Source organism: Roseovarius sp. S88, assembly GCF_037023735.1.
Taxonomy (GTDB): domain Bacteria; phylum Pseudomonadota; class Alphaproteobacteria; order Rhodobacterales; family Rhodobacteraceae; genus Roseovarius; species Roseovarius phycicola.
Map to the genome: position 1 here is coordinate 3328944 of NZ_CP146069.1, position 20272 is coordinate 3349215.

Annotated in this window: 17 protein-coding genes and 1 pseudogene; 10 read left to right on the plus strand and 8 right to left on the minus strand. The window is 56.4% G+C overall.

Annotation, left to right across the window (positions count from 1 at the left end):
* Positions 1-85: 85 nt before the first annotated feature.
* Entirely contained in the window at positions 86-1441 is a 1356-nt protein-coding gene (locus RZ517_RS16875) for a lytic murein transglycosylase (protein WP_338549289.1), read from the plus strand.
* Here the strand turns inward: RZ517_RS16875 and RZ517_RS16880 are convergent.
* The 5 genes from RZ517_RS16880 to RZ517_RS16900 form a co-directional block, all read right to left on the minus strand.
* Complete coding sequence (locus tag RZ517_RS16880; RefSeq protein WP_338549290.1) at positions 1419-2276, minus strand: class I SAM-dependent methyltransferase; 858 nt, start codon at positions 2274-2276, stop codon at positions 1419-1421. The genes RZ517_RS16875 and RZ517_RS16880 overlap by 23 nt on opposite strands.
* Positions 2273-3235, minus strand: coding sequence for an agmatinase (gene speB, locus RZ517_RS16885; RefSeq protein ID WP_338549291.1), 963 nt, complete (start codon positions 3233-3235; stop codon positions 2273-2275). The genes RZ517_RS16880 and speB overlap by 4 nt, the downstream gene beginning before the upstream one ends.
* On the minus strand, positions 3232-4101 hold the full coding sequence (locus RZ517_RS16890; protein WP_338549292.1) for a C40 family peptidase: 870 nt from the start codon (positions 4099-4101) through the stop codon (positions 3232-3234). Before RZ517_RS16890 ends, speB begins: the two co-directional genes overlap by 4 nt.
* Entirely contained in the window at positions 4098-5477 is a 1380-nt protein-coding gene (locus RZ517_RS16895; RefSeq protein WP_338549293.1) for a leucyl aminopeptidase family protein, read from the minus strand. Before RZ517_RS16895 ends, RZ517_RS16890 begins: the two co-directional genes overlap by 4 nt.
* Before the next feature lie 66 nt (positions 5478-5543).
* Positions 5544-5951 carry a hypothetical protein gene (locus tag RZ517_RS16900; protein ID WP_338549294.1) on the minus strand — a complete coding sequence of 136 codons (408 nt, stop codon included), beginning with the start codon at positions 5949-5951 and terminating at the stop codon, positions 5544-5546.
* A 125-nt stretch (positions 5952-6076) separates the two neighbouring features.
* Between RZ517_RS16900 and RZ517_RS16905 the strand changes: the two are divergent.
* From RZ517_RS16905 to RZ517_RS16915, 3 genes and pseudogenes are all read left to right on the plus strand, one after another.
* Positions 6077-6726: pseudogene (locus tag RZ517_RS16905) on the plus strand (carbonic anhydrase).
* Between the two features lie 70 nt (positions 6727-6796).
* A complete protein-coding gene (locus RZ517_RS16910; RefSeq protein ID WP_338549295.1) occupies positions 6797-7774 on the plus strand; it encodes a sodium-dependent bicarbonate transport family permease in 978 nt (325 codons plus the stop codon).
* 1 nt (position 7775) lies between these two features.
* On the plus strand, positions 7776-8087 hold the full coding sequence (locus RZ517_RS16915) for a P-II family nitrogen regulator (protein ID WP_317056780.1): 312 nt from the start codon (positions 7776-7778) through the stop codon (positions 8085-8087).
* Between the two features lie 19 nt (positions 8088-8106).
* On the opposite strand, the gene RZ517_RS16920 is transcribed toward RZ517_RS16915, so the two are convergent.
* Together RZ517_RS16920 and RZ517_RS16925 are read right to left on the minus strand one after the other, a co-directional pair.
* A complete protein-coding gene (locus RZ517_RS16920; protein WP_338549296.1) occupies positions 8107-9729 on the minus strand; it encodes a mucoidy inhibitor MuiA family protein in 1623 nt (540 codons plus the stop codon).
* 160 nt (positions 9730-9889) lie between these two features.
* Entirely contained in the window at positions 9890-10912 is a 1023-nt protein-coding gene (locus RZ517_RS16925; protein ID WP_338549297.1) for an aspartate-semialdehyde dehydrogenase, read from the minus strand.
* A gap of 163 nt (positions 10913-11075) precedes the next feature.
* Here RZ517_RS16925 and RZ517_RS16930 point away from each other — a divergent pair, with 163 nt between their 5' ends.
* The 6 genes from RZ517_RS16930 to RZ517_RS16955 all read left to right on the plus strand — a co-directional run bounded on the left by RZ517_RS16930 (position 11076) and on the right by RZ517_RS16955 (position 17242).
* Positions 11076-11408 carry an ArsR/SmtB family transcription factor gene (locus RZ517_RS16930; protein ID WP_338549298.1) on the plus strand — a complete coding sequence of 111 codons (333 nt, stop codon included), beginning with the start codon at positions 11076-11078 and terminating at the stop codon, positions 11406-11408.
* On the plus strand, positions 11401-12429 hold the full coding sequence (locus tag RZ517_RS16935; protein WP_338549299.1) for a permease: 1029 nt from the start codon (positions 11401-11403) through the stop codon (positions 12427-12429). The genes RZ517_RS16930 and RZ517_RS16935 overlap by 8 nt, the downstream gene beginning before the upstream one ends.
* A gap of 209 nt (positions 12430-12638) precedes the next feature.
* On the plus strand, positions 12639-13298 hold the full coding sequence (locus tag RZ517_RS16940) for an ABC transporter ATP-binding protein (RefSeq protein WP_338549300.1): 660 nt from the start codon (positions 12639-12641) through the stop codon (positions 13296-13298).
* Positions 13276-14880, plus strand: a complete 1605-nt coding sequence (locus RZ517_RS16945; protein ID WP_338549301.1) for a capsule biosynthesis protein — start codon at positions 13276-13278, stop codon at positions 14878-14880. Before RZ517_RS16940 ends, RZ517_RS16945 begins: the two co-directional genes overlap by 23 nt.
* 4 nt (positions 14881-14884) lie before the next feature.
* A complete protein-coding gene (gene kdsA, locus RZ517_RS16950) occupies positions 14885-15718 on the plus strand; it encodes a 3-deoxy-8-phosphooctulonate synthase (RefSeq protein ID WP_338549302.1) in 834 nt (277 codons plus the stop codon).
* 27 nt (positions 15719-15745) lie between these two features.
* Positions 15746-17242, plus strand: coding sequence for a phosphomannomutase/phosphoglucomutase (locus tag RZ517_RS16955; RefSeq protein WP_338551186.1), 1497 nt, complete (start codon positions 15746-15748; stop codon positions 17240-17242).
* A 103-nt stretch (positions 17243-17345) separates the two neighbouring features.
* On the opposite strand, the gene RZ517_RS16960 is transcribed toward RZ517_RS16955, so the two are convergent.
* Complete coding sequence (locus tag RZ517_RS16960; protein WP_338551187.1) at positions 17346-20237, minus strand: error-prone DNA polymerase; 2892 nt, start codon at positions 20235-20237, stop codon at positions 17346-17348.
* Positions 20238-20272: the final 35 nt, after the last annotated feature.

Genomic DNA, 20272 nt, shown 5'->3' on the forward strand with positions numbered 1-20272 from the left:
CGAACCCTCGCGACATCTTTAATTGACGTCTTTGAGGAACTCCTCTTTCAAGCTACAATAAGAAAAACCCGAAAAGGGGTCGAGCATGTATACCAAACGCCTTGTCACCACGGCACTTGCCGCGTCGCTTGCTAATATCGCACCGGCTACACCGGTGGAATCTTCGCTGCGACCTCAGGTCCGGCCCGTGGCGGAACCTGCCGTTGCCACAGCAGAGCCGGAGACCGTGATCAAAGCGTCATTGGCACGCAGCCTGCGGCCCAAGGCGCGCCCAGATGGGCTAGAGGCGGTTGCACAGACGCCAGAAGCTCTCACAGTTGTTGCCTCAAACCCTGCTTTTGACCAGTGGGTGCGCGGCTTTCGCAGTCGGGCGCGGTCGGCAGGGATCAGCAATGCCGTTTTGGACCGAGCGTTCCGAGGCGTGACCTACAATGCGGACGTGATCTCAAAGGATCGCAATCAAGCCGAGTTCAAGCGCCAGATTTGGGACTACCTCGACAGCGCCGCCTCACCGGAGCGTGTTGATCTGGGTCGCAAGGCCCTGCGCCGCCACAACCGTGCACTCAAAAGGATCGAACAAGCCTATGGCGTCGAGAAAGAAGTCATCACCGCCGTCTGGGGTCTGGAAAGCCGTTACGGCTCTCGCACCGGTGACATTCCAGTCATTGAGGCTTTGTCGACATTGGCCTTTGACGGACGGCGCGGGGCGTTTTTCGAAAAGCAGCTCATCGCCGCCCTGAAAATTCTGCAATCGGGGGATGTCACACCCCAGAACTTCAAGGGCTCCTGGGCTGGAGCCATGGGACACACCCAGTTCATTCCCACCTCCTATGAGGCCTATGCCGTGGATTTCACTGGCGATGGCAAGCGCGATATCTGGTCAAAAGACCCTTCCGATGCTTTGGCCTCAACTGCGGCGTATCTTAAACGTTTCGGCTGGCGCAAAGGCATGCCGTGGGGCGTGGAAGTGCGGGTGCCCAATGGGGCGCGACTTGGCAAAACCAAACGCATGCCATCGGACTGGGCCAGCCGAGGCGTTGTGGGCTTAGATGGACGCGCGGTGAGGGACTATGGCGCGGCACGCATCCTGCAACCGGCAGGTCCTCAAGGCGCGTCCTTCATGGTGTTTGCCAATTTCGACGTTATCAAGCGCTATAACAACGCCGATGCCTATGCGATTGGCGTAGGCCATCTGGCTGACCGTATCGCAGGCCGCCCTGAAATTCAGGCCAGCTGGCCCCGCGGCTATGAGCCAGTCAGCTTTGAAGAGCGCAAGGAAATTCAACGCATACTCAAGCGCAAAGGGTATCCGCTGGAGAAAATTGACGGATTGATCGGACCGAACACCCGCAAATCCATTATTGCTTACCAGCAATCCATCGGCACCAAAGCCGACGGGCACCCATCAAGGACATTGCTCAATCAGCTGCGGACCCGCTGAACAGGTTTAGTTTCGCAGGAACACGTACACCGTCACTCGTGTCGAAATCACGCATCGCGTTTTCAAGGTCAGAGACAATGGCCAACACATCGTCGTCCGATCCGCCCATATCGTTGACAATCCTGCTGGCCGGCCCTTCGCGCCCCGCGAAGTCAGCAACGTCTGATAGGGTGCCCAAAGGTGAAAGACTAGGGTGTACAGTCTCTGCCGTGACGTCCCGAAACCCAGCCTGGATCAAAATATCTGTGACATAGTCCTGTTCACTGAACGCCATCGGACCTGGTGCACGGGGATCCGGCGGTGGCGGAGACCCGACGCGCGCTTTGGCAAATTCGATGGGCAGGCGAAACCAAGGGTTTTCTGGCAATCCAGCCCAGGTGATGAAGGTCATCTTTCCACCTGGCGCAAGCGCCTTGGCAATGTTGGCGAAGGCGGCGTAGGGGTCTTCAAAAAACATGACGCCAAAGCGTGAAACAATTTGGTCCACGGCCATTGAGCCAAAGTCATAAACCTGTGCGTCGGCCTCAATGCATGTCACATTGTCCAGCTCCGCAGTCTCGACACGCGCGCGCGCCATTGCCAGCATGGGAGTTGAAACATCAACACCCGTCACATGCCCTGATGGTCCCACAAAGCCGGCAAGCTGCAACAGGCTGGCACCCGTCCCACATCCGATATCCAGAACCTTTTGACCTGCCTTTATGCCCGCTCTGGCCAAAAGCACCTCGAGCACCGGCGTCATCAAGGCATCAAACATATCCTGCTTCTGAACCCATTTCTCACCAGACGGGCCTGACCAGTATTCAGCCTGATCCGTGTTCGCGATCTTGCTCATGCGTTGGCGCCCATAGCTATGACACACAGAATTTCGAACATGATCGACACACCCAGAAAGGCCGTGTTGCCAGAGCTGTCAAAAGGCGGTGACACCTCAACCATGTCCGCTCCGACGATGTTCACTCCGGCGAGTTCACGACAAACCTGAAGCGCCTGAAAACTGTTTGGGCCACCCACCTCAGGTGTGCCGGTCCCGGGTGCAAAGGTCGGGTCCACAAAGTCGATGTCGTAACTGATGTAAGTCGCGCCATCACCGGCAATCTCCCGCGCCTCGGCCATCACATCCTCGACCCCGCGTGCGAAAAACTCCTCGATCAGGATCAGGCGGATACCCTCGGCTGCGGCAAAATCGCGGTCTTCCTCATCATACATGCTGCCGCGCAATCCAATCTGAACCACACGCTTGGGGTCCAAAAGCCCCTCTTCCACCGCGCGCCGGAACGGCGTGCCATGAGTGTACATCTGTCCGCCAAAGTAGCTGTGAAAGAGATCTGTGTGGCTGTCGAAATGGATCATGCCAACCGGGCCATCTTTGGCCACGGCCCTTAGGATAGGCAGTGAGGTTAAATGATCGCCTCCCGCCGTCAGCGGTTTTATCCCTGCGGACAGGACATCGCCGTAGAATGCCGTAATCCGCGCCATGCTGTCTTCGATATCCGCCGGGTTCGGCCCCACATCGCCCAAATCCGCACAGTTCACCGCCTCGAAGGGGCGCACGCCATTCACCGCATGCTGCGCACGGATCATGGTGGATGCATCGCGAAGTTGCCGCGGACCATGACGCGGACCGGGACGATTGGTGGTGCCACTATCCCAAGGCACTCCAATCAGGCCCACATTCACATCTTCGAACCGTGCGTGACCCTTGGGAACATGTGGCAGGCGCATAAATGTCGGAACACCCGCAAATCTCGGCAGTTCCATGCCCGAGACAGGCTGAAAGAATGGATCACTCATGATGGTATCTCCAGTCGTTTGCGAGCGATCACCGGTCCATCGCCCTGCGCCTCAATCCGCACAATCGCGGATTTGAGCGGCTCGTGTACAACGGCCATGTGATGCGCATTGGCGTGCAAAATCTTGTCAGGGTTGACGACCCAGGCTACATGCCCAGTCCAGAAGATCAAATCACCGCGTTGAAGGGGTGCGTCGTCTGCCAACTCAAACCCCAGTTCAGCCGCCTGCATGTCACTGTCCCCCGGACACGCAACATCACACGCCACGCAAGCGGCCTGAACGAGACCGGAACAATCAATGCCAAACGCGGAATTGCCGCCCCAAAGATATGGAGTGCCAAGAAAGAGTTCGGCGACTGCGATGGGATCTTCTGCTGCAAAGTCCAGACGCACTAGATGTTTGGAAGGAACATACAGATCGCGCGGCAGGGTACCGCGCCCCCATGCGATCCGTGACCATCCATCGATTTCGTCGACCACAGCAAGGCGGGCATCAAACGGCAAGGGCGTCACGCGACCCATCTCTTTCAGACCTGGCGTGGATTTGCCATAGCTCCGAGCCGACGCGACGCGATGCGTTGGAATATCGGAAGGGTGCCCATTGAGGCTGGCCGCCTCAACCCACCCAACGTAACCATCTTTTTCGGCATAGCCAAAAACCCATGCTTCCTGCACATCGAGGCACATAAATGCCTCGCCGCGCAGAAGCTGCCTATCTCTGGCACCACCTGGTTCCATGCACAGGTCGGCGACAACTACGGCAACATGTTTCCGTTCTGCTTCCACATAGCGATCCGCGTCAACAATACCCTTCAGATGTGCTGCTGCCACCTTTCCGTTGAATGGGGTGCGCCTGCGGTCAGTCATAGGCCCAGCACCTCAGGCAGCGCTTGCAAAATTGCGCGCGCACCCATACCAACGCCTCCTTTGGGGCGCGCAGGGGCTGCTGTTGGGTTCCAGCCGTAAATGTCGAAATGCGCATAGGATGTTTCGCATGCGAAACGTCTCAGGAAGAGCGCAGCAGTGATGGCACCTGCAAATCCACCTTTCGGCGCATTATCGAGATCAGCAATCCCCGGCTCAATCATGGCCTCGTACGGCGTATGAAACGGCAATCGCCAAACAGGATCGGCAACCTCGACAGCCGACGCCTCCAGCGCGGTTGCGAAGCCAGAATGATCCGTGAAGTACGGCGCCAGATCAGGCCCAACTGCCACCCGCGCCGCGCCGGTGAGAGTGGCCATGGAAATCATGAAATCCGGGTTGCCTTCGGTGGCAAAGCTGAGCGCATCTGCCAGCACAAGACGCCCTTCGGCATCGGTGTTGTTGATTTCAACCGTCATGCCATTACGCGCCGTCAGGATATCGCCCGGTCTGTAAGCATTGCTGCTGACCGAGTTTTCCACCGCTGGGATCAGAACGCGCAGTTGAAGCGGCAGGTTCAACCCCATGATCATATGGGCCAAGCCCAGGACAGTTGCCGCGCCGCCCATGTCTTTCTTCATGAGGCCCATGCTCGACCCGGGTTTAAGATTGAGCCCACCTGTGTCAAAGCATACACCCTTGCCCACCAGCGTAAGCTTTGGACCTTCATCGCCCCAGCGCATGTCAATCAGGCGCGGTGCTTGTTCTGCAGCACGGCCAACTGTGTGAACCATCGGGAAATTCTGTTCGAGAAGCGCCTCGCCACGGGTCACGTTGATGTTCGCACCAAACTCATCGGCCATCGTTGCACAAGCGGCTTCAAGTTCAACCGGACCCATGTCCCAAGCAGGCGTGTTGATGAGGTCACGGGTGAGGCTTTCACCGGCAGCAATCACCTCCAGTCGTTTTGCATCCACGCCAGTGGGGCCAACAAGTTGAGCCTTTGCGGGTTTTTGAGACCGGTATCGATCAAACGCATAACCGGCCAGAAGCCAGCCTAACGCTTCTTCTTCGGCACGGTCTGATCCCAGACCTTCAAGCCGATAGGTGCCTTCCGGAAGCTGCCCCGCAACGGAGGCCAGATGAAAGCGTCCACGCGCCCTGCTTGAAGACGCGCCATATCCTGCCAGTGCCATTTCGATCGCGCCATCCGAAGAGGGCACGAGCGTGATCTGTCCCAACGCGCCTGTAAACCCAGAGGCGCTGACCCAGGTTTGTGTGCGCTTCTGTTGATCTGCCAGCCATGCCTCAACATCCTCTTGTTCCAGCACATGCACAGGAATGGCATCAGCATTTTCGGCAGCAAACTTGAGCGGCATAGGCAGCGATCCTGATCAAAGCACGTATCGCCTCAACCTACCCGCAACTGCGCCGCCTGCAAGCATTCAGATCGAGTAATCCTGAAGATCCCAGATTTCGTAGAGTGATGTTTCCCCAATACGCAACAAACGAGCCAAAGTCGCGGCGAGTGCCACAAGATCATCTTCGTCAATGCATTTGGTGACATCCCGCGCCACATGCGCCAGCATTTCCATACCAATTTGTTCGGAAATCGCGATCAAGCTGCGGGCGTTTTTTCGCATGTCTCGCAGTTCACCGGCACGGTAACATCTCTCTGTATGTGACAACCGCGCCGCCAGCTCTTCAAGCGCGCGGCACAAAACGTTCTCCGCGCCAGCTTCGCCAAGCTGATGATATAGCTGTTCCAGACGGTCGGAATCAAGCCGAACCGCCTCTTTTTGTTCTAGAAGGGTAACCTGTTCCACATCTTCACCCACATGTTTTGCCCCCATCGGCCAAGCGACCTCTACGCCCTCAACGTTCCCAAATCCTTGCCTGGGGGCCAAATTCTCTCTCGAATTCTTATCGAATTGGGATTATCAACCAGAGCGATGGGACACAGAATGAGGCGTTTGTGATGAAGAGAGTCCGCCCGCTTCCAAGTTATCTAGTCCAGCGCTACCAGGGCTGGAAGGCAACAAAGTACAAAGATAATCAGGCGTGGTATCGCCATCTGGCGCATGAGGGCCAGCATCCCCGCGCAATGGTGATCTGTTGCTGTGACAGCCGGGTGCATGTCACAGCCGTCTTTGGGGCTGACCAAGGTGAGTTCTTTTTGCACCGCAACATTGCCAACCTGGTCCCCCCTTTACGGAGGACGGCGCGCAGCATGGTACGTCCGCAGCCGTGGAATATGCTGTCACTGCGTTGAAAGTGGCGCATGTAATCGTGCTGGGCCATTCGAATTGCGGGGGCGTGCGCGGCTGTGAGGCGATGTGTTCCGGTGAAGCGCCCGAGCTGGAAGGCAAAACAAGCTTTGTGGGCCGGTGGATGGATATTCTGCGCCCGGGCTATGACCGGGTCAAAGATATTGAGGACAAGGAAGAACGTATCGCCGAGTTGGAGAAACAGGCCGTCATCGTTTCACTGGAAAACCTCATGTCTTTCCCTTTCGTGCGTGATGGCATCGCCGACGGCACCCTGACCGTGCATGGCCTGTGGCATGACATTGGCGAAGGCGAGATTGAGCATTACAGCGCGGTGGACGATAAGTTCGTGCCGGTTTAAGCCTAAACCAAGTCCTACTTTCTTTTCGTTACAAATCGACTAGTTCCCCAGAAACAGGGACAGGAACTTTATGACCGAAATTCTTTCGCTGGCCGCAGACAATCTGATTTCGCCTATTGTCTTGTCCTTCGCTCTTGGTCTCGCTGCGGCGCTGGCAAGATCCGATCTCTCGGTGCCGGAAGCGGCTGCCAAAGCATTGTCGATCTACCTGCTCTTTGCCATTGGGTTCAAAGGCGGAGTGAGCGTCGCCGATCACGGCATTGACGCCACTCTCGGCCTCACGCTTTTGGCAGGGGTTATCCTGTCGGCAAGCCTGCCATTCATTGCCTTCATGCTGTTGCGTGTTGTGTCACGCATGGATCGGTTGAACGCTGCTGCCGTGGCCGGGCATTATGGCTCGATCTCGATTGTGACCTTTGTGGCGGCCACATCCGTTCTGGAAGGGCGTGGCATAGCGTCAGAGGGCTACATGGTCGCCGTGGCTGCGGCGATGGAGGCACCGGCGATCTTATCGGCGCTCTGGCTTGTCTCACGTGGCGAAAAAGGCGGGCGCATGGATGCAGGGCTGTGGCGGGAGATCCTGCTCAATGGTTCGATTGTCCTATTGGTCGGCGCATTCCTCATCGGCTGGGTCACAGGACCCGAGGGGCTCGCCGAGATTGACAGTTTCATCGTAGCCCCTTTCAAAGGCGTGCTGTGCCTTTTCCTTCTCGACATGGGGCTTGTGGCAGGTCGCGGCATGAAGAAGGGACGCGGCGCGATTGGGCTTGGCGGGCTCGCCTTTGGACTCATGATGCCCGTCGTCGGCAGTCTTGCAGGTCTCGCCGCCGCCATGGTTCTTGGCCTGTCTACTGGCGGGACGGTGCTTCTGATGGTGCTCTCGGCGTCGGCCAGCTACATTGCTGTGCCCGCCGCGATGCGCGTGGCTTTGCCCGAAGCCAACCCTTCGATTTACCTCACGCTGTCGCTCGGCGTGACATTCCCTTTCAATCTTGTGCTTGGCATTCCGCTCTATGTGGCCATTGCCAGTGCTGCGACAGGAGGCTGATATGCAAACACACAAAGCCAAACGGGTAGAAATCACGATTGAAAAAGTGATGCAGAGCCGCCTGACCGACGCCCTTCAGAAGGCCGACGTTACAGGATACACCGTTCTCCCTGTCTTTGGTGGATCCGGGCGATCAGGTGAATGGAGCCGTTCTGGTCAGGTTGGTCGTGCCGATGGTATGGTGCAGGTGGTGTGCATTATTCGCCCTGAACGGCTGGATACGCTGTTGGAGGCGGCGTTTTCGGTGGTGGAACGTCACATAGGCGTCGTCTGCGTCACCGATTGTGAAGTGCTGCGGGCCGAGCGGTTTTAACTCCGCCCACAACTTACACCTATTGAATAAACATGCCTTCGGGCCATTCAATCGTATGTGACAGTTTCACAGACTGACTCTTGCCCGCAGCAAGATCAAAGCTCCAGGCCATAACGCCGCGCTTGTCGTCTACTCTTGTATCCTGCGGCTTGGGTGATGCGCTCCAGGTGATCTCCAGATCCTCCTGCTCAGAATAAGGCACACGGTCCAGCACACGCACAGGCCAGCTTTGGCCGGTCAGGTTTTCAACCTCAATGCGTACATCCTCGGTGATCTGGTTGGATTTTGTGATGACACCCCTGTCGCCTTCATTCCGATCAAGTACTGTGCGTGTCAGGCGCAGGCCATCTATCGGACCAAAGGACAATTCGGCCTCACCGCCAGATGCCACCATTTGCATCGGACGCTGGCCGACAAAGCGATCATCCAGATAAAAGCTTGCCTCGGCCGTGGGCAGGATCAGCTCGCCCATGTCATTGGTGAAACTCGCCATGAGAAAGGCGGTTTGATCACTGAGCGGCACAGCCTGAGCAACAAGCTCGGCAGAGGTTTCCAACTCCCCCAAAGCTAAACGCACACGATCCGCGCCTGAGGCCACGGATACAGGTCCAGGATAGGTATACGTGACCGAAAGACCATCGAAGTTCGCCGCCGCTTGCTCCACCGCAACAGGCTCTGCGGCAACACGACCTTCAGCCTGATCCGCGAACGCTTCCAGGCTTTGAACCGCGCCACGCACTTGCACATCTGCTTCATAAATCCGACGCAGCCAGGGCCAGACATCGCTTGGCGCAGTTTGCTCGCTTGGGCGCACCGTCGAAAGGGTCAGCGCTGCGTTCTCCCAATTCTCACCGGTGTATTGCGCTACATAGGCCCCGCGTTCCAGGCTGAGCGCACCAGTCTCGCGCGTCAGGCGCACATCGTAAACCGGCTGCCAACCTGCTTCGCGTGTGTTATACGTGACGGTCAGCGTTCCTTGCGTTTCCACGTCAGATGACACGGAGACGGCCAGCATGGCTTTGTCTTCCTGCTCAGGCACCAGCGCCGCCAGAGCTTGACGCGCCTCATCCAGGTCTTTGGTCAGATCCTTGAGTGCCAAAGTGGCCTCTTCGGCGCGACGCTCAGCTTCATGCGCAGTTTTCAGGGCGGTTAGGGTCTCGTCTCCGATCATTGCAGACAAATCCCTGAGGGAGGTAACATCCAGTTCTGCCACACCGTCGCCTTCACCCAGTTTTTCCAGAAACGTGACCCGCGCTTGCGCCGCTTCTGCTTCAAGCCTGATGGCTTCAATATCGCCCTGTGCGGCGCGCAATGCAGCCTCAAGGCGCTCTACTTCGGCTCTTGCGGCCTGAAGTTCCGATGTCTCTTCCTCGCTGCGCGGCGGAACAAAATCGCTGCGTGCCGACACACTGCCCATCTGCGCACCGGTGACCTGGACCCGCACGGAAGCCAAGGGCGTAGAGCGCGGTAAATCCGTCAGGATCAACTGATGCTGACCCCCTGGAATGGTATAGGGCACTACACGGGTGATGGTGGCACCCTGCGGGTAAAGTGTCACTGCGCTCACATCGCTGGACAGGGCGAAATCGTCAGCAAAGGCGGGAATTGGCAACGCGGCCAAAAAGAGGGGAATTGCACGCATGGGGTACTCTCCTGAAACGTCGATCCAAGGATCATCTGACCTTATGACGCCTGCCGCGCCCGGTTTCTTGGGAATTTACGCAAATTTTTCAGAAATAAAAAAATATGCGCCGCCCAAGATGTGGACGGCGCATATTTCAACTAGCATTTGAGAAGGCCGCTCAGCCCTTTTTCAACACCCGATTGCCGAGCGTTTCCGCGATCTGCACTGCATTGAGAGCCGCGCCCTTGCGCAGGTTGTCGGACACGCACCACAGGTTCAGACCATTGTCGATTGTGCTATCCTGCCGGATACGGCTGATGAAGGTGGCGTAATCCCCCACACATTCGCGGGGCGTGACGTAACCGCCATCCTCGCGCTTATCGATCACCATGACACCCGGCGCTTCGCGCAGAATATCGCGGGCCTCGTCCTCATCGAGAAACTCTTCGAATTCGATGTTCACAGCTTCGGAATGGCCCACGAAAACGGGCACGCGCACGCAGGTGGCCGTGACCTTGATCGACGGATCGACGATCTTCTTGGTCTCCACCATCATCTTCCATTCTTCCTTGGTGGAGCCGTCTTCCATAAATTTGTCGATATGCGGAATGACGTTGAAGGCGATATCCTTGGTGTAGACCTTGCGCTCATAATCAGCAGTTGGATTGTACTGAGCCTTGGTCTGGTCCCAGAGCTCATCAATCGCATCTTTGCCAGAGCCCGAAACAGACTGATAGGTGCTGACCACAACCCGTTTGATGCGCGCGCGCTCATGCAGCGGCTTTAGTGCGACAACCATCTGCGCGGTTGAGCAGTTGGGGTTGGCGATGATGTTTTTCTTTGCGTATTGCTCCACGGCTTCGGGATTACACTCGGGCACCACCAGCGGGATGTCTGGATCATAGCGATAGAGTGAGCTGTTATCGATCACCACACAGCCGGCCGCCGCAGATTTTGGCGCATATTTCTTGGTGGCATCCGAGCCAATGGCAAAGAGCGCAATGTCCCAGCCCGTGAAGTCGAACGTATCCAGATCTTCCGTCTTCAAAGTTCGTTCGCCAAAGCTGACTTCTGTGCCGAGCGACCGGCGGCTTGCAAGCACGGCGATCTCATCGACAGGAAACTGGCGTTCGGCCAGGATGTTCAGCATTTCGCGGCCCACATTGCCTGTGGCCCCCGCGACGACGACTTTGTACCCCATTTCGGGAATCCTTCTCATTCGAGTTACAACGGCGCGCTCATACCCCACAGACGCTTGATATAAAAGGCCCTGCGGCAATCAGAACTACGTTACTTCAACAATTTTCGAAATATTACTTGTCACAGATATTTATTTCTATATTTTTAGAAATATGAAAACCGCAATGATTCCCGATATCCCGCTTGAACAGGCCGCCTCTACCTTTGCCGCTTTGGGGAGTGAACAAAGGTTGCTCGTGCTGCACACATTGGTGCGTGCTGGGCCAGATGGACTGCGCATCGGGGAACTGGGAGAACGCACCGGCGTCACCGGGTCAACCCTGACCCATCATATGAAAATCCTGTCTCAGGCGGGGCTTGTCACACAGGAAAAACAAGGGCGCAGCATCATTTGCGCCGCCGTGGCCTATGACGAGCTGCGTATATTGAGCGAGTTTCTCTTGCGTGAATGTTGTGCCGATACCGATCAACCACATGAAGGTCATGAGCATGGTTGACATCTCACCCCCTGCCCTGCGTCGCACCTGGCACAATATCGACAAGGCATGGCTGGCATTGGTCGTGGTTCTGACTCTTGTCGCGATTCTTGACCCACCGCAGCTTTGGCCAACAGTGAACTTCACCGCAGGTGCCTTGTTGCACACTGCACCGTTCATCGTCTTCGCGATTCTGGCCGTAGCCTACATGAAAGCAACCGGCGCCGAGACTCTCTTGGCAAAGGCATTTGAAGGCAATCAGGCGAAAATGGTGGTCTTCGCCGCGCTTCTGGGCGGTCTTTCCCCGTTTTGCAGCTGTGAAGTCATCCCGTTTATCGCAGCTATGCTGGCCCTTGGTGCACCCCTCGGTGCTGTTATGGCCTTTTGGCTGGCGTCACCGTTGATGGACCCCGCGATGTTCCTGATCACCTCAGGCACTTTGGGCTGGGAGTTTGCCATCGCCAAAACACTGTCTGCGGTAGGTCTTGGCCTATTCGGCGGTTTTGCAACCAAGCTCTTCGCGCGTTCAGTGATCTTTGCCAATCCATTGCGGGAAAAGCCCCAGATTGGCGGGTGTTGTGGGGTCGAAAAACCATTTGAAGGCAAACCGCTTTGGGCGTTTTGGGTGGAAAGCCCACGCAACGAAGTGTTTCGGCGTAACTTATTGGAGAACGGTATTTTTCTTCTGAAATGGTTGACCCTTGCCTATGTGTTTGAGGCCTTGATGCTGCGCTACGTACCAGCGGAGTGGATTGCCACAGCCCTTGGGGGGGATGGCATTGGAACCATTGTTCTTGGTGCGTTGGTCGGCGCTCCGGCCTACCTCAATGGCTATGCCGCAGTGCCGCTGGTCAGCGGACTATTGGACCAAGGAATGAGTAACGGAGCAGCAATGAGCTTTGTCATAGCTGGCGGCGTGAGCTGCATTCCTGCCGCCATTGCGGTCTGGGCCTTGGTCAAACCGCGTGTCTTTGCCGCCTACATAGGTTTTGCGATCTCCGGCGCTGTTTTGGCGGGCCTTGCCTGGCAGGCCATAGCGTAAGCCCTTCGAAGCCAAACATGTTCTCTTTGAAAAAGGCGGTTTCGGCGATGTGATCTGTCGTGAGCCGCTTTTTTGCCGCACCGGCACAAAAAAGCCCTGATTCATTGTAATTTAGGCGAAAATTCAGACATAGTGTCCCGCAAAGCGGCTAATGCCGTGTTAAGGCAGCCCCGTTAAAGAGGGCGAGCGGAGCAGTTCGGAGCGTTTGCATGCTCGAGTTCGAGAATGTGAGTAAGTCCTTTTGGACAGGAACACAGCGCAAGGTTATCCTTGATCGCGTGTCCTTTCGCGTCGAACTAGGCCGTAGTCTCGGCATTCTGGCACCTAACGGCACGGGCAAGACCACTCTCATCAACATCATGGCCGGTCTGGAAAAGCCAGATGAGGGTGAAGTGCGGCGCGGCTGTCGGATCAGTTTCCCGCTTGGCTTTATGGGCGGTGTCATCAGCCGTGTCTCAGCCAAAGAAAACTCTCGTTATATTGCGCGGCTCTATGGCCTCGACCCGGATTACGTCGAAGCGTACTGCAGGTATGTCTGCAACCTGGGTGAGTACTTTGATCAGCCGCTGGGCACCTACTCATCAGGCATGAGATCGCGCTTTGCACTGGCTTTGATGCTCGCCTTAGATTTTGACATGTATCTGATCGACGAAGGCATGCCGAGTTCAACAGATGTGGAGTTTAACCGCCGCGCCGGCGGGATCTTGCGCGAAAGGTTGCAAACAACGACAATTGTGATCGTATCGCACCAACCGACGACACTAGAGAAATTCGCCCGAGAAGCCGCTGTTTTGATGAATGGCAAATTACATATGTTCGATACCCTGGAAGAGGCCAAACAGCTTTATGACTACGAAACCCAAAGCTAGAAAGTTTCGCATCCGCAGGACCGCAAGTTCAGCATCCAAGGGAACTTCGCCGGTAGCATCAGGTGAGGCGGACATGACTGCCGCGCCAGGTGAGGATGCGGCTGTTGGGCAAAGTGAACAAACTGCTGTGCCAAGCGCTACCGCGCCAGGCACCTCACTTGAGGTCGAAGATATCCGCAAAGAAGGATTGACAGGACGGCAATTGCGCATGGCGCGCCGTATGGCGCACAAACACGGGCTTGCTCCGACGTCGGATTTTGATGCCGTACGGCTCTTGCGCGCGAAGGGGATTGACCCGTTTCAACGCACGCATATTGTCGAACTGGTCTCATCTGCAGTAGGGGGAGACAGCGCAAAAGAAAGCGTTCAACTGCCTCAAACCTTGCCCAGTGAACGCATCAACCTGCCCTCGACGGATATCAGCCCCGCAGAGCGCCGCGCACAAGACATCCGGAGCATTCAACAAGATATCGCGTCTCGCCGCCGCCGCAAACTATTGCTTTTGCTGTCGCGGTTGGCGGCATTTGTGTTTTTGCCAACGCTTATTGCTGGCTACTACTTTTTCGCAATTGCCACGCCGATGTACACAACCAAGTCTGAGTTTCTGATCCTCACCGCAGACGGCGCTGGTAGCAGCGCAGGTGGCCTGGGTGGGTTGCTTCCAAGCCAGTTTGCCACCGGACAGGATTCCATCGCCACACAATCGTACTTGCAATCGAAAGACGCCATGCTGCGACTGGACAATGACTTGGGCTTTCGGGATCACTTCAGCCAAGAGTCGATCGACGCGCTTCAACGGCTTGACCCCGAAGCCACCAATGAAGCGGCCTACAAAGTCTATAAGAAATACGTGAAATTGGGCTATGATCCAACCGAAGGCGTCATTCGGATGGAACTATCTACAGCCGACCCGGAAATCAGCCGTCTTTTTTCGGAGCAACTGATTGAATACGCGGAAGAGCGCGTTGACCAACTTAGCCAAGAGAAAAGATTTGATGCGGTCAAGACCGCGCAAGAGAGTCTTGATGAGGCCAAAAACGAACGCCGCGCTGCGCAGCGCCGGTTGGTCGAATTGCAAGAAGGCACGATCCTCGACCCCGAAGGCGAGATTGCCAATATTCGAAACTTGATCGGCAATGTCGAAATTCAACTTCAGGAAAAACAGCTGGCGTTGAACACCCAACTCAACAACTCACGCCCCAACCAGGCACGCGTTGAAGCACTGCGCACAGAGGTAGAGGTGCTCCAGGCTGAACTCGACAAACAAAACGCGCGACTAAACCGCGCGACTGAAGACAATTCTTCGCTCGCCTCGCAAGCTTCGGAAATTCAGATGGCCCAGGCCGACTTGGCGACGTCGGACCTGGTGCTGCAATCTGCTTTGGAAACAAAACGCCAATCGGAAATAGAAGCCAACAAACAGGTGCGATACCTGACCGTGGCTGTCAAACCTGTCGCGTCGCAAGATCCCTCATATCCAAGATCCTTCGAGAACACTCTGGTTGCGTTTTTGATCTTCACAGGTATCTACCTGCTGTTGTCGCTGACCGCATCAGTCCTCAGAGAACAGGTTTCGTCTTGATCCTATGAAAACTATCAATATCTCCGGTTTGCGTGTTGGCAATGACCAACCACTCACACTCATTGCCGGGCCGTGCCAGATGGAAAGTAGGGAGCACGCCCTAATGATCGCGCGCGAGATGAAGTCTGCGTGTGACGCAGCCGGAGCGCAGTATATCTTCAAGGCGTCGTTTGATAAGGCCAACCGCACCTCGCTTTCTGGCAAACGGGGTGTGGGGCTTCAGGAGGGTTTGGACATCTTGCAAACCGTCAAGGATGACGTGGGCGTGCCAGTGCTGACCGACATTCATTTGCCCGAACAATGCGCGCCAGTTGCGAAGGTTGTAGACGTCCTTCAGATCCCTGCCTTTTTGTGCCGTCAAACTGATCTTCTGTTGGCGGCAGGAGAAACGGGTGCAGCCATAAACGTCAAGAAAGGACAGTTTCTGGCACCCTGGGACATGCCGAACGTGATCTCCAAGCTAGAAAGCACTGGCAATACACGCATTCTTTTGACCGAACGCGGCACGTCATTTGGCTACAACACCCTGGTCACCGATATGCGATCCTTGCCACAAATGGCCAATTCTGGATACCCCGTTGTCATGGACGCCACGCATTCTGTGCAACAACCAGGCGGCCAAGGAGCAAGCTCAGGCGGGCAACGGGAATTTGCGCCGGTAATGGCGCGCGCCGCGGTGTCGCTTGGCATAGCAGCCGTTTTTATAGAAACCCACGAAAACCCCGATCACGCACCGTCCGATGGGCCGAATATGATCCCTTTGAATAAAATGCCTGCTCTTGTGCGGAGTTTGATGAGTTTTGACACGCTGGCCAAATCAGACCCGGCGCGCCTTTGAAGATTTGAAGAAATGAAAGTTTCCCCAATGACCAAACCTTTGCCTGTTGTCACCCCCAACACCTGGGAGTTTCTTCGCGATCCAATGATCAAACCAACAGGATTTCGCGAGTATGACGCACGTTGGAAATACCCGGATGAGATCAACCTTCCGGGAATGACGGCATTGGGTTTGGGGCTTGGCACTCAAATTCATCATCGCGGCATCGACCCCGTTATTGCCGTGGGCAATGATTATCGCGATTATTCTCTGGCTATTAAAAATGCCTTGATCGTCGGGCTGATGCAGGCAGGCATTCAGGTCAAGGATATTGGTCCCGCCTTGTCGCCCATGGCATATTTTTCGCAGTTTCATCTCGATGTGCCAGCGGTGGCAATGGTCACGGCGTCTCACAACCCCAACGGTTGGACTGGGGTTAAGATGGGCTTTGAGCGGCCGCTGACACACGGTCCCGATGAAATGGGCGAGCTGCGCGACATCGTTCTGAGAGGAGAAGGTCAAGCGCGGTCAGGTGGCGGCTATGAATTTGTGGATGGGGTGCGCGACGCGTATCTTGACGATCTTGTGGGCGACTTCAAAATGACTCGCAAGCTTCGGGTTGTCTGCGCCACGGGGAATGGTACTGCCGCGGCTTTTGCGCCAGAGCTGTTTGAACGGCTTGGGGTGGAGGTAATCCCGTCCCACAACGAACTAGACTACACGTTTCCCCACTACAATCCCAACCCGGAGGCCATGGAAATGCTGCATGACATGGCTGAGACTGTGAAAGAAACCGGGGCCGATTTTGCACTTGGTTTTGACGGCGACGGGGATCGCTGCGGAGTGGTCGACGATGAGGGCGAGGAAATTTTTGCCGACAAGGTGGGCGTGATCATGGCCCGCGATCTGAGCAAGCTGCATCCCAACGCGACGTTCGTGGCGGATGTGAAATCCACCGGCCTTTTTGCAGCGGACCCAGAGCTCCAAAAAAACGGTGTGACTGCGGATTATTGGAAAACTGGACACAGCCATATGAAGCGGCGGGTTAAGGAAATCGGCGCACTGGCCGGATTTGAGAAATCCGGGCACTATTTTTTGGCCGAACCCATAGGCCGCGGATACGATTGCGGTATGCGCGTGGCCGTGGAAATCTGCAAACTTATGGATCGCAACCCGGACATGTCGATGTCCGACCTGCGCCGGGCCCTGCCCACAACCTTTTCGACACCCACGATGTCGCCCTATTGCGCCGATACTGAGAAATACGACGTATTGGAACGGTTGGTATCCAGGCTTGTAGCAAAGAAAGACGCAGGTGAAAGCTTTGCCGGACAACCCATAAAAGAGGTGGTGACCGTGAACGGCGCGCGTGTCATTTTGCAAAATGGCAGCTGGGGTTTAGTGCGGGCGTCTTCCAATACACCAAACCTGGTTGTGGTTTGCGAGAGCGCCACGTCAGATGCGGAAATGCGTGCGATTTTTGAAGAGATTGATGCAGTCATTCGCACGGAACCTTCGGTGGGTGAATACGACCAGACGATTTGATCAAGCAGAGCGGCTCCGCCGCACAGATTTTTGTTGGGGCTTTGCCCCAAACCCTTGGGTATTGCGACCACGAAAGGCATAGAGTCTTTGGGCTTCTTTCTTGTTAAAAATACCCAGAAACATTTGGTGTCAGTACATCGCGTAAAAGTGCGAGCGGATGCGCTTTGAGCGAAAGGCGGGTGGAAACATAATCCTCGACCACCTCTTCTCCGAGCGTCATGGCAGACAGATGAGCATCGGGTTCTGGGATCGCCTCCCCATCTATGTCGCCAGCAAAAAGCGGCAGTGGTTTTTGCCCCACAAGTGCACGCGCCGCCCAAAGGGCGTCGCGCCGGGTCACGCCAAGCCCGGCAAAGGCATCGGCCTCGACCAGCCCTATGATCACCGAAGGCAACACACCTGCACGACGCCAGACATCCTCAACTGCGTGATATCCGTTACCACGCGCGGCATTGATCCAATACGCGTCTTCCTCTGAGAAGCCTTTGATCTGCCGAAACCCCAACCGCAGCGCCAGACCGCCCTGATCATCGGGCTCCATCACATTGTCCCAAAAGCTGCGATTTACACAGACCGGACGTATTTCGACCCCATGTTCGCAGGCATCACGTACGATCTGGGCGGGCGCATAAAAGCCCATGGGCTGTGCATTTAGAAGCGCACAGGCGAAGATGCCTGGATGATGGCATTTGATCCAGGCGCTGGCATAGACCAAAAGTGCAAAACTTGCAGCATGGCTCTCAGGAAACCCATAAGAGCCGAACCCCTCGATCTGGGAAAAGCAACGTTCCGCAAAATCCTGATCATAGCCATTTCTGGCCATACCCTTGAGGAACCGCGTGCGAAAGGCGCTGACATTGCCATGCTTTTTGAACGTGGCCAGCGACCGACGCAGACGGTCAGCCTCTTCCGGGCTGAACCCTGCCCCAACGATGGCGATCTGCATCGCCTGTTCCTGAAAAAGCGGCACGCCCAGCGTCTTGCCAAGCACCTGACCCAGGTCATCGGAGGGAAAGCTCACTTCTTCTTCGCCATTGCGACGGCGAATGTAAGGATGAACCATGTCACCCTGAATGGGGCCGGGTCGGATGATCGCCACTTCGATGACCAAATCGTAAAAGGTGCGGGGCCGCATCCGAGGCAAGAAGTTCATCTGCGCCCGGCTTTCCACCTGGAAGACACCGATGCTGTCGGCCTCACAGAGCATATCGTAGACCTTTGCGTCCTCAGGCGGCAAGGTGGCCAGCGTGTAGCGATGCCCATGATGCTGATCCAGAAGGTCAAACGCCTTGCGAATACAGCTCAGCATGCCCAGTGCCAGCACATCGACCTTCAGGATCCCAAGCGCATCTATATCATCCTTGTCCCAACAGATAACTGTGCGACCTTCCATTGTGGCATTCTCAACCGGCACCAGTTCATCCAACCGCCCTTCGGTCATGACAAAACCGCCGACATGCTGGCTAAGGTGGCGGGGAAACCCCTCGATCTCATGCACGAGTTCCATGGTTTGTTTCAGCCGCCAGTCATCGGGATCAAGGCCGATCTCTCGCATCCTTTGCCGCTCAATCTTCCCTGACGTCGCAAAAAAACCCCAAAGCTGCGAGCTAAGCGCGCCGATGGTGTCCTGGCTGAGACCCATGGCGCGACCCACCTCGCGGATGGCACGCTTGCCGCGGTAGTGGATGACTGTGGCGCAAAGCCCTGCGCGATGACGGCCGTAACGCTCATAAATATGTTGGATCACCTCTTCGCGACGTTCATGTTCAAAATCGACGTCGATATCGGGAGGCTCGTCGCGTGCCTCAGAGACAAAACGCTCAAACACCATTGTTCCAGTCTCAGGCGATACACTTGTGATACCCAGTGCGTAGCAAACAACTGAATTGGCCGCAGAGCCGCGCCCCTGACACAGGATGTCCCGCGAGCGGGCAAAGGCCACCACATCGCGCACGGTGAGAAAGTATGGCTCGTATTTCAACTTGGCAATGAGGGTCAGCTCATGCGCCATCATCTTCTTCACACGCTCTGATGCGCCACCGGGATACCGCCAGTTCAGACCCTCTTGTGCCAATCGCCGCAGCCGCTCGGTCGGAGGTTCGCCTTCCATCACCTCGCTCGGATATTCATAGCGCAATTCATCAAGTGAAAAGCCAAGTTGCTTGGCCAAGGCTCCGGCTCGATACACCGCCTCTTCGTGGCCTGCAAAGAGGTGCAACATCTCGGCCTCGGAGCGTAGGCGCTGTTCACCATTGGCCAGCGCCTCACGCCCCAGCGTGTCAACCCGACGCCCCTGCCGGATCGCGGTCAGCACATCGGCAAGCTTGCGTCGGCGCGCGTGATGCATCCGGGGCAAGCCAGAGGCAACCGTGGTCAGATCCATTTCCTGCGCGAGCTTTGCCAAACGGTCAAACCGCGCGGCATCCTGACCGTCATAGCGGGGGGCCATTATAAGGTGCATTTGCGTCCCAAAGCGCCGCGTCAGACGGGAGGCCTGCTTGCGCCAGATGTCTATATCCTCTGTGGCCATTGCCGGATGCAGCAGCAGGCAAAGCCCCTCTGCCCCCTCCAACACGTCCGGCACCGTCAGATGACACGATCCTTTTTCAACCCGAAGCCGCCCCTTGCTGATCAACCGGCAGAGCCGCCCCCAGCCAGCGCGGTCCTTTGGCAAGGCCGTGAGCGTGACGCCGTTATTCAAACACAGCCGAGCTGCGGGCAAAAAGCGGGGCACATGCGCCCAGCCGGGTTGATGTGGTTCAGGCGCAGGCGGACCAATGGGCCCGTCACGCGCCTCAAGCGTCTTTCGTTCGCGCACCACCCGCGCCAGATCCCGCACCGCCATATGCGCCCGCACGATGCCTGCGACCGAATTATTATCGGCAATGGCAAATGCAGACAGTCCCAACTGGGCGGCACGCAAGGCGTATTCCTCGGGGTGGGACGCCCCGGTAAGGAAGGTGAAATTCGACGTGATCGACAGCTCGGCAAACATGGCAGTAGACAATTATATTCATGTTTTGTTCTTTT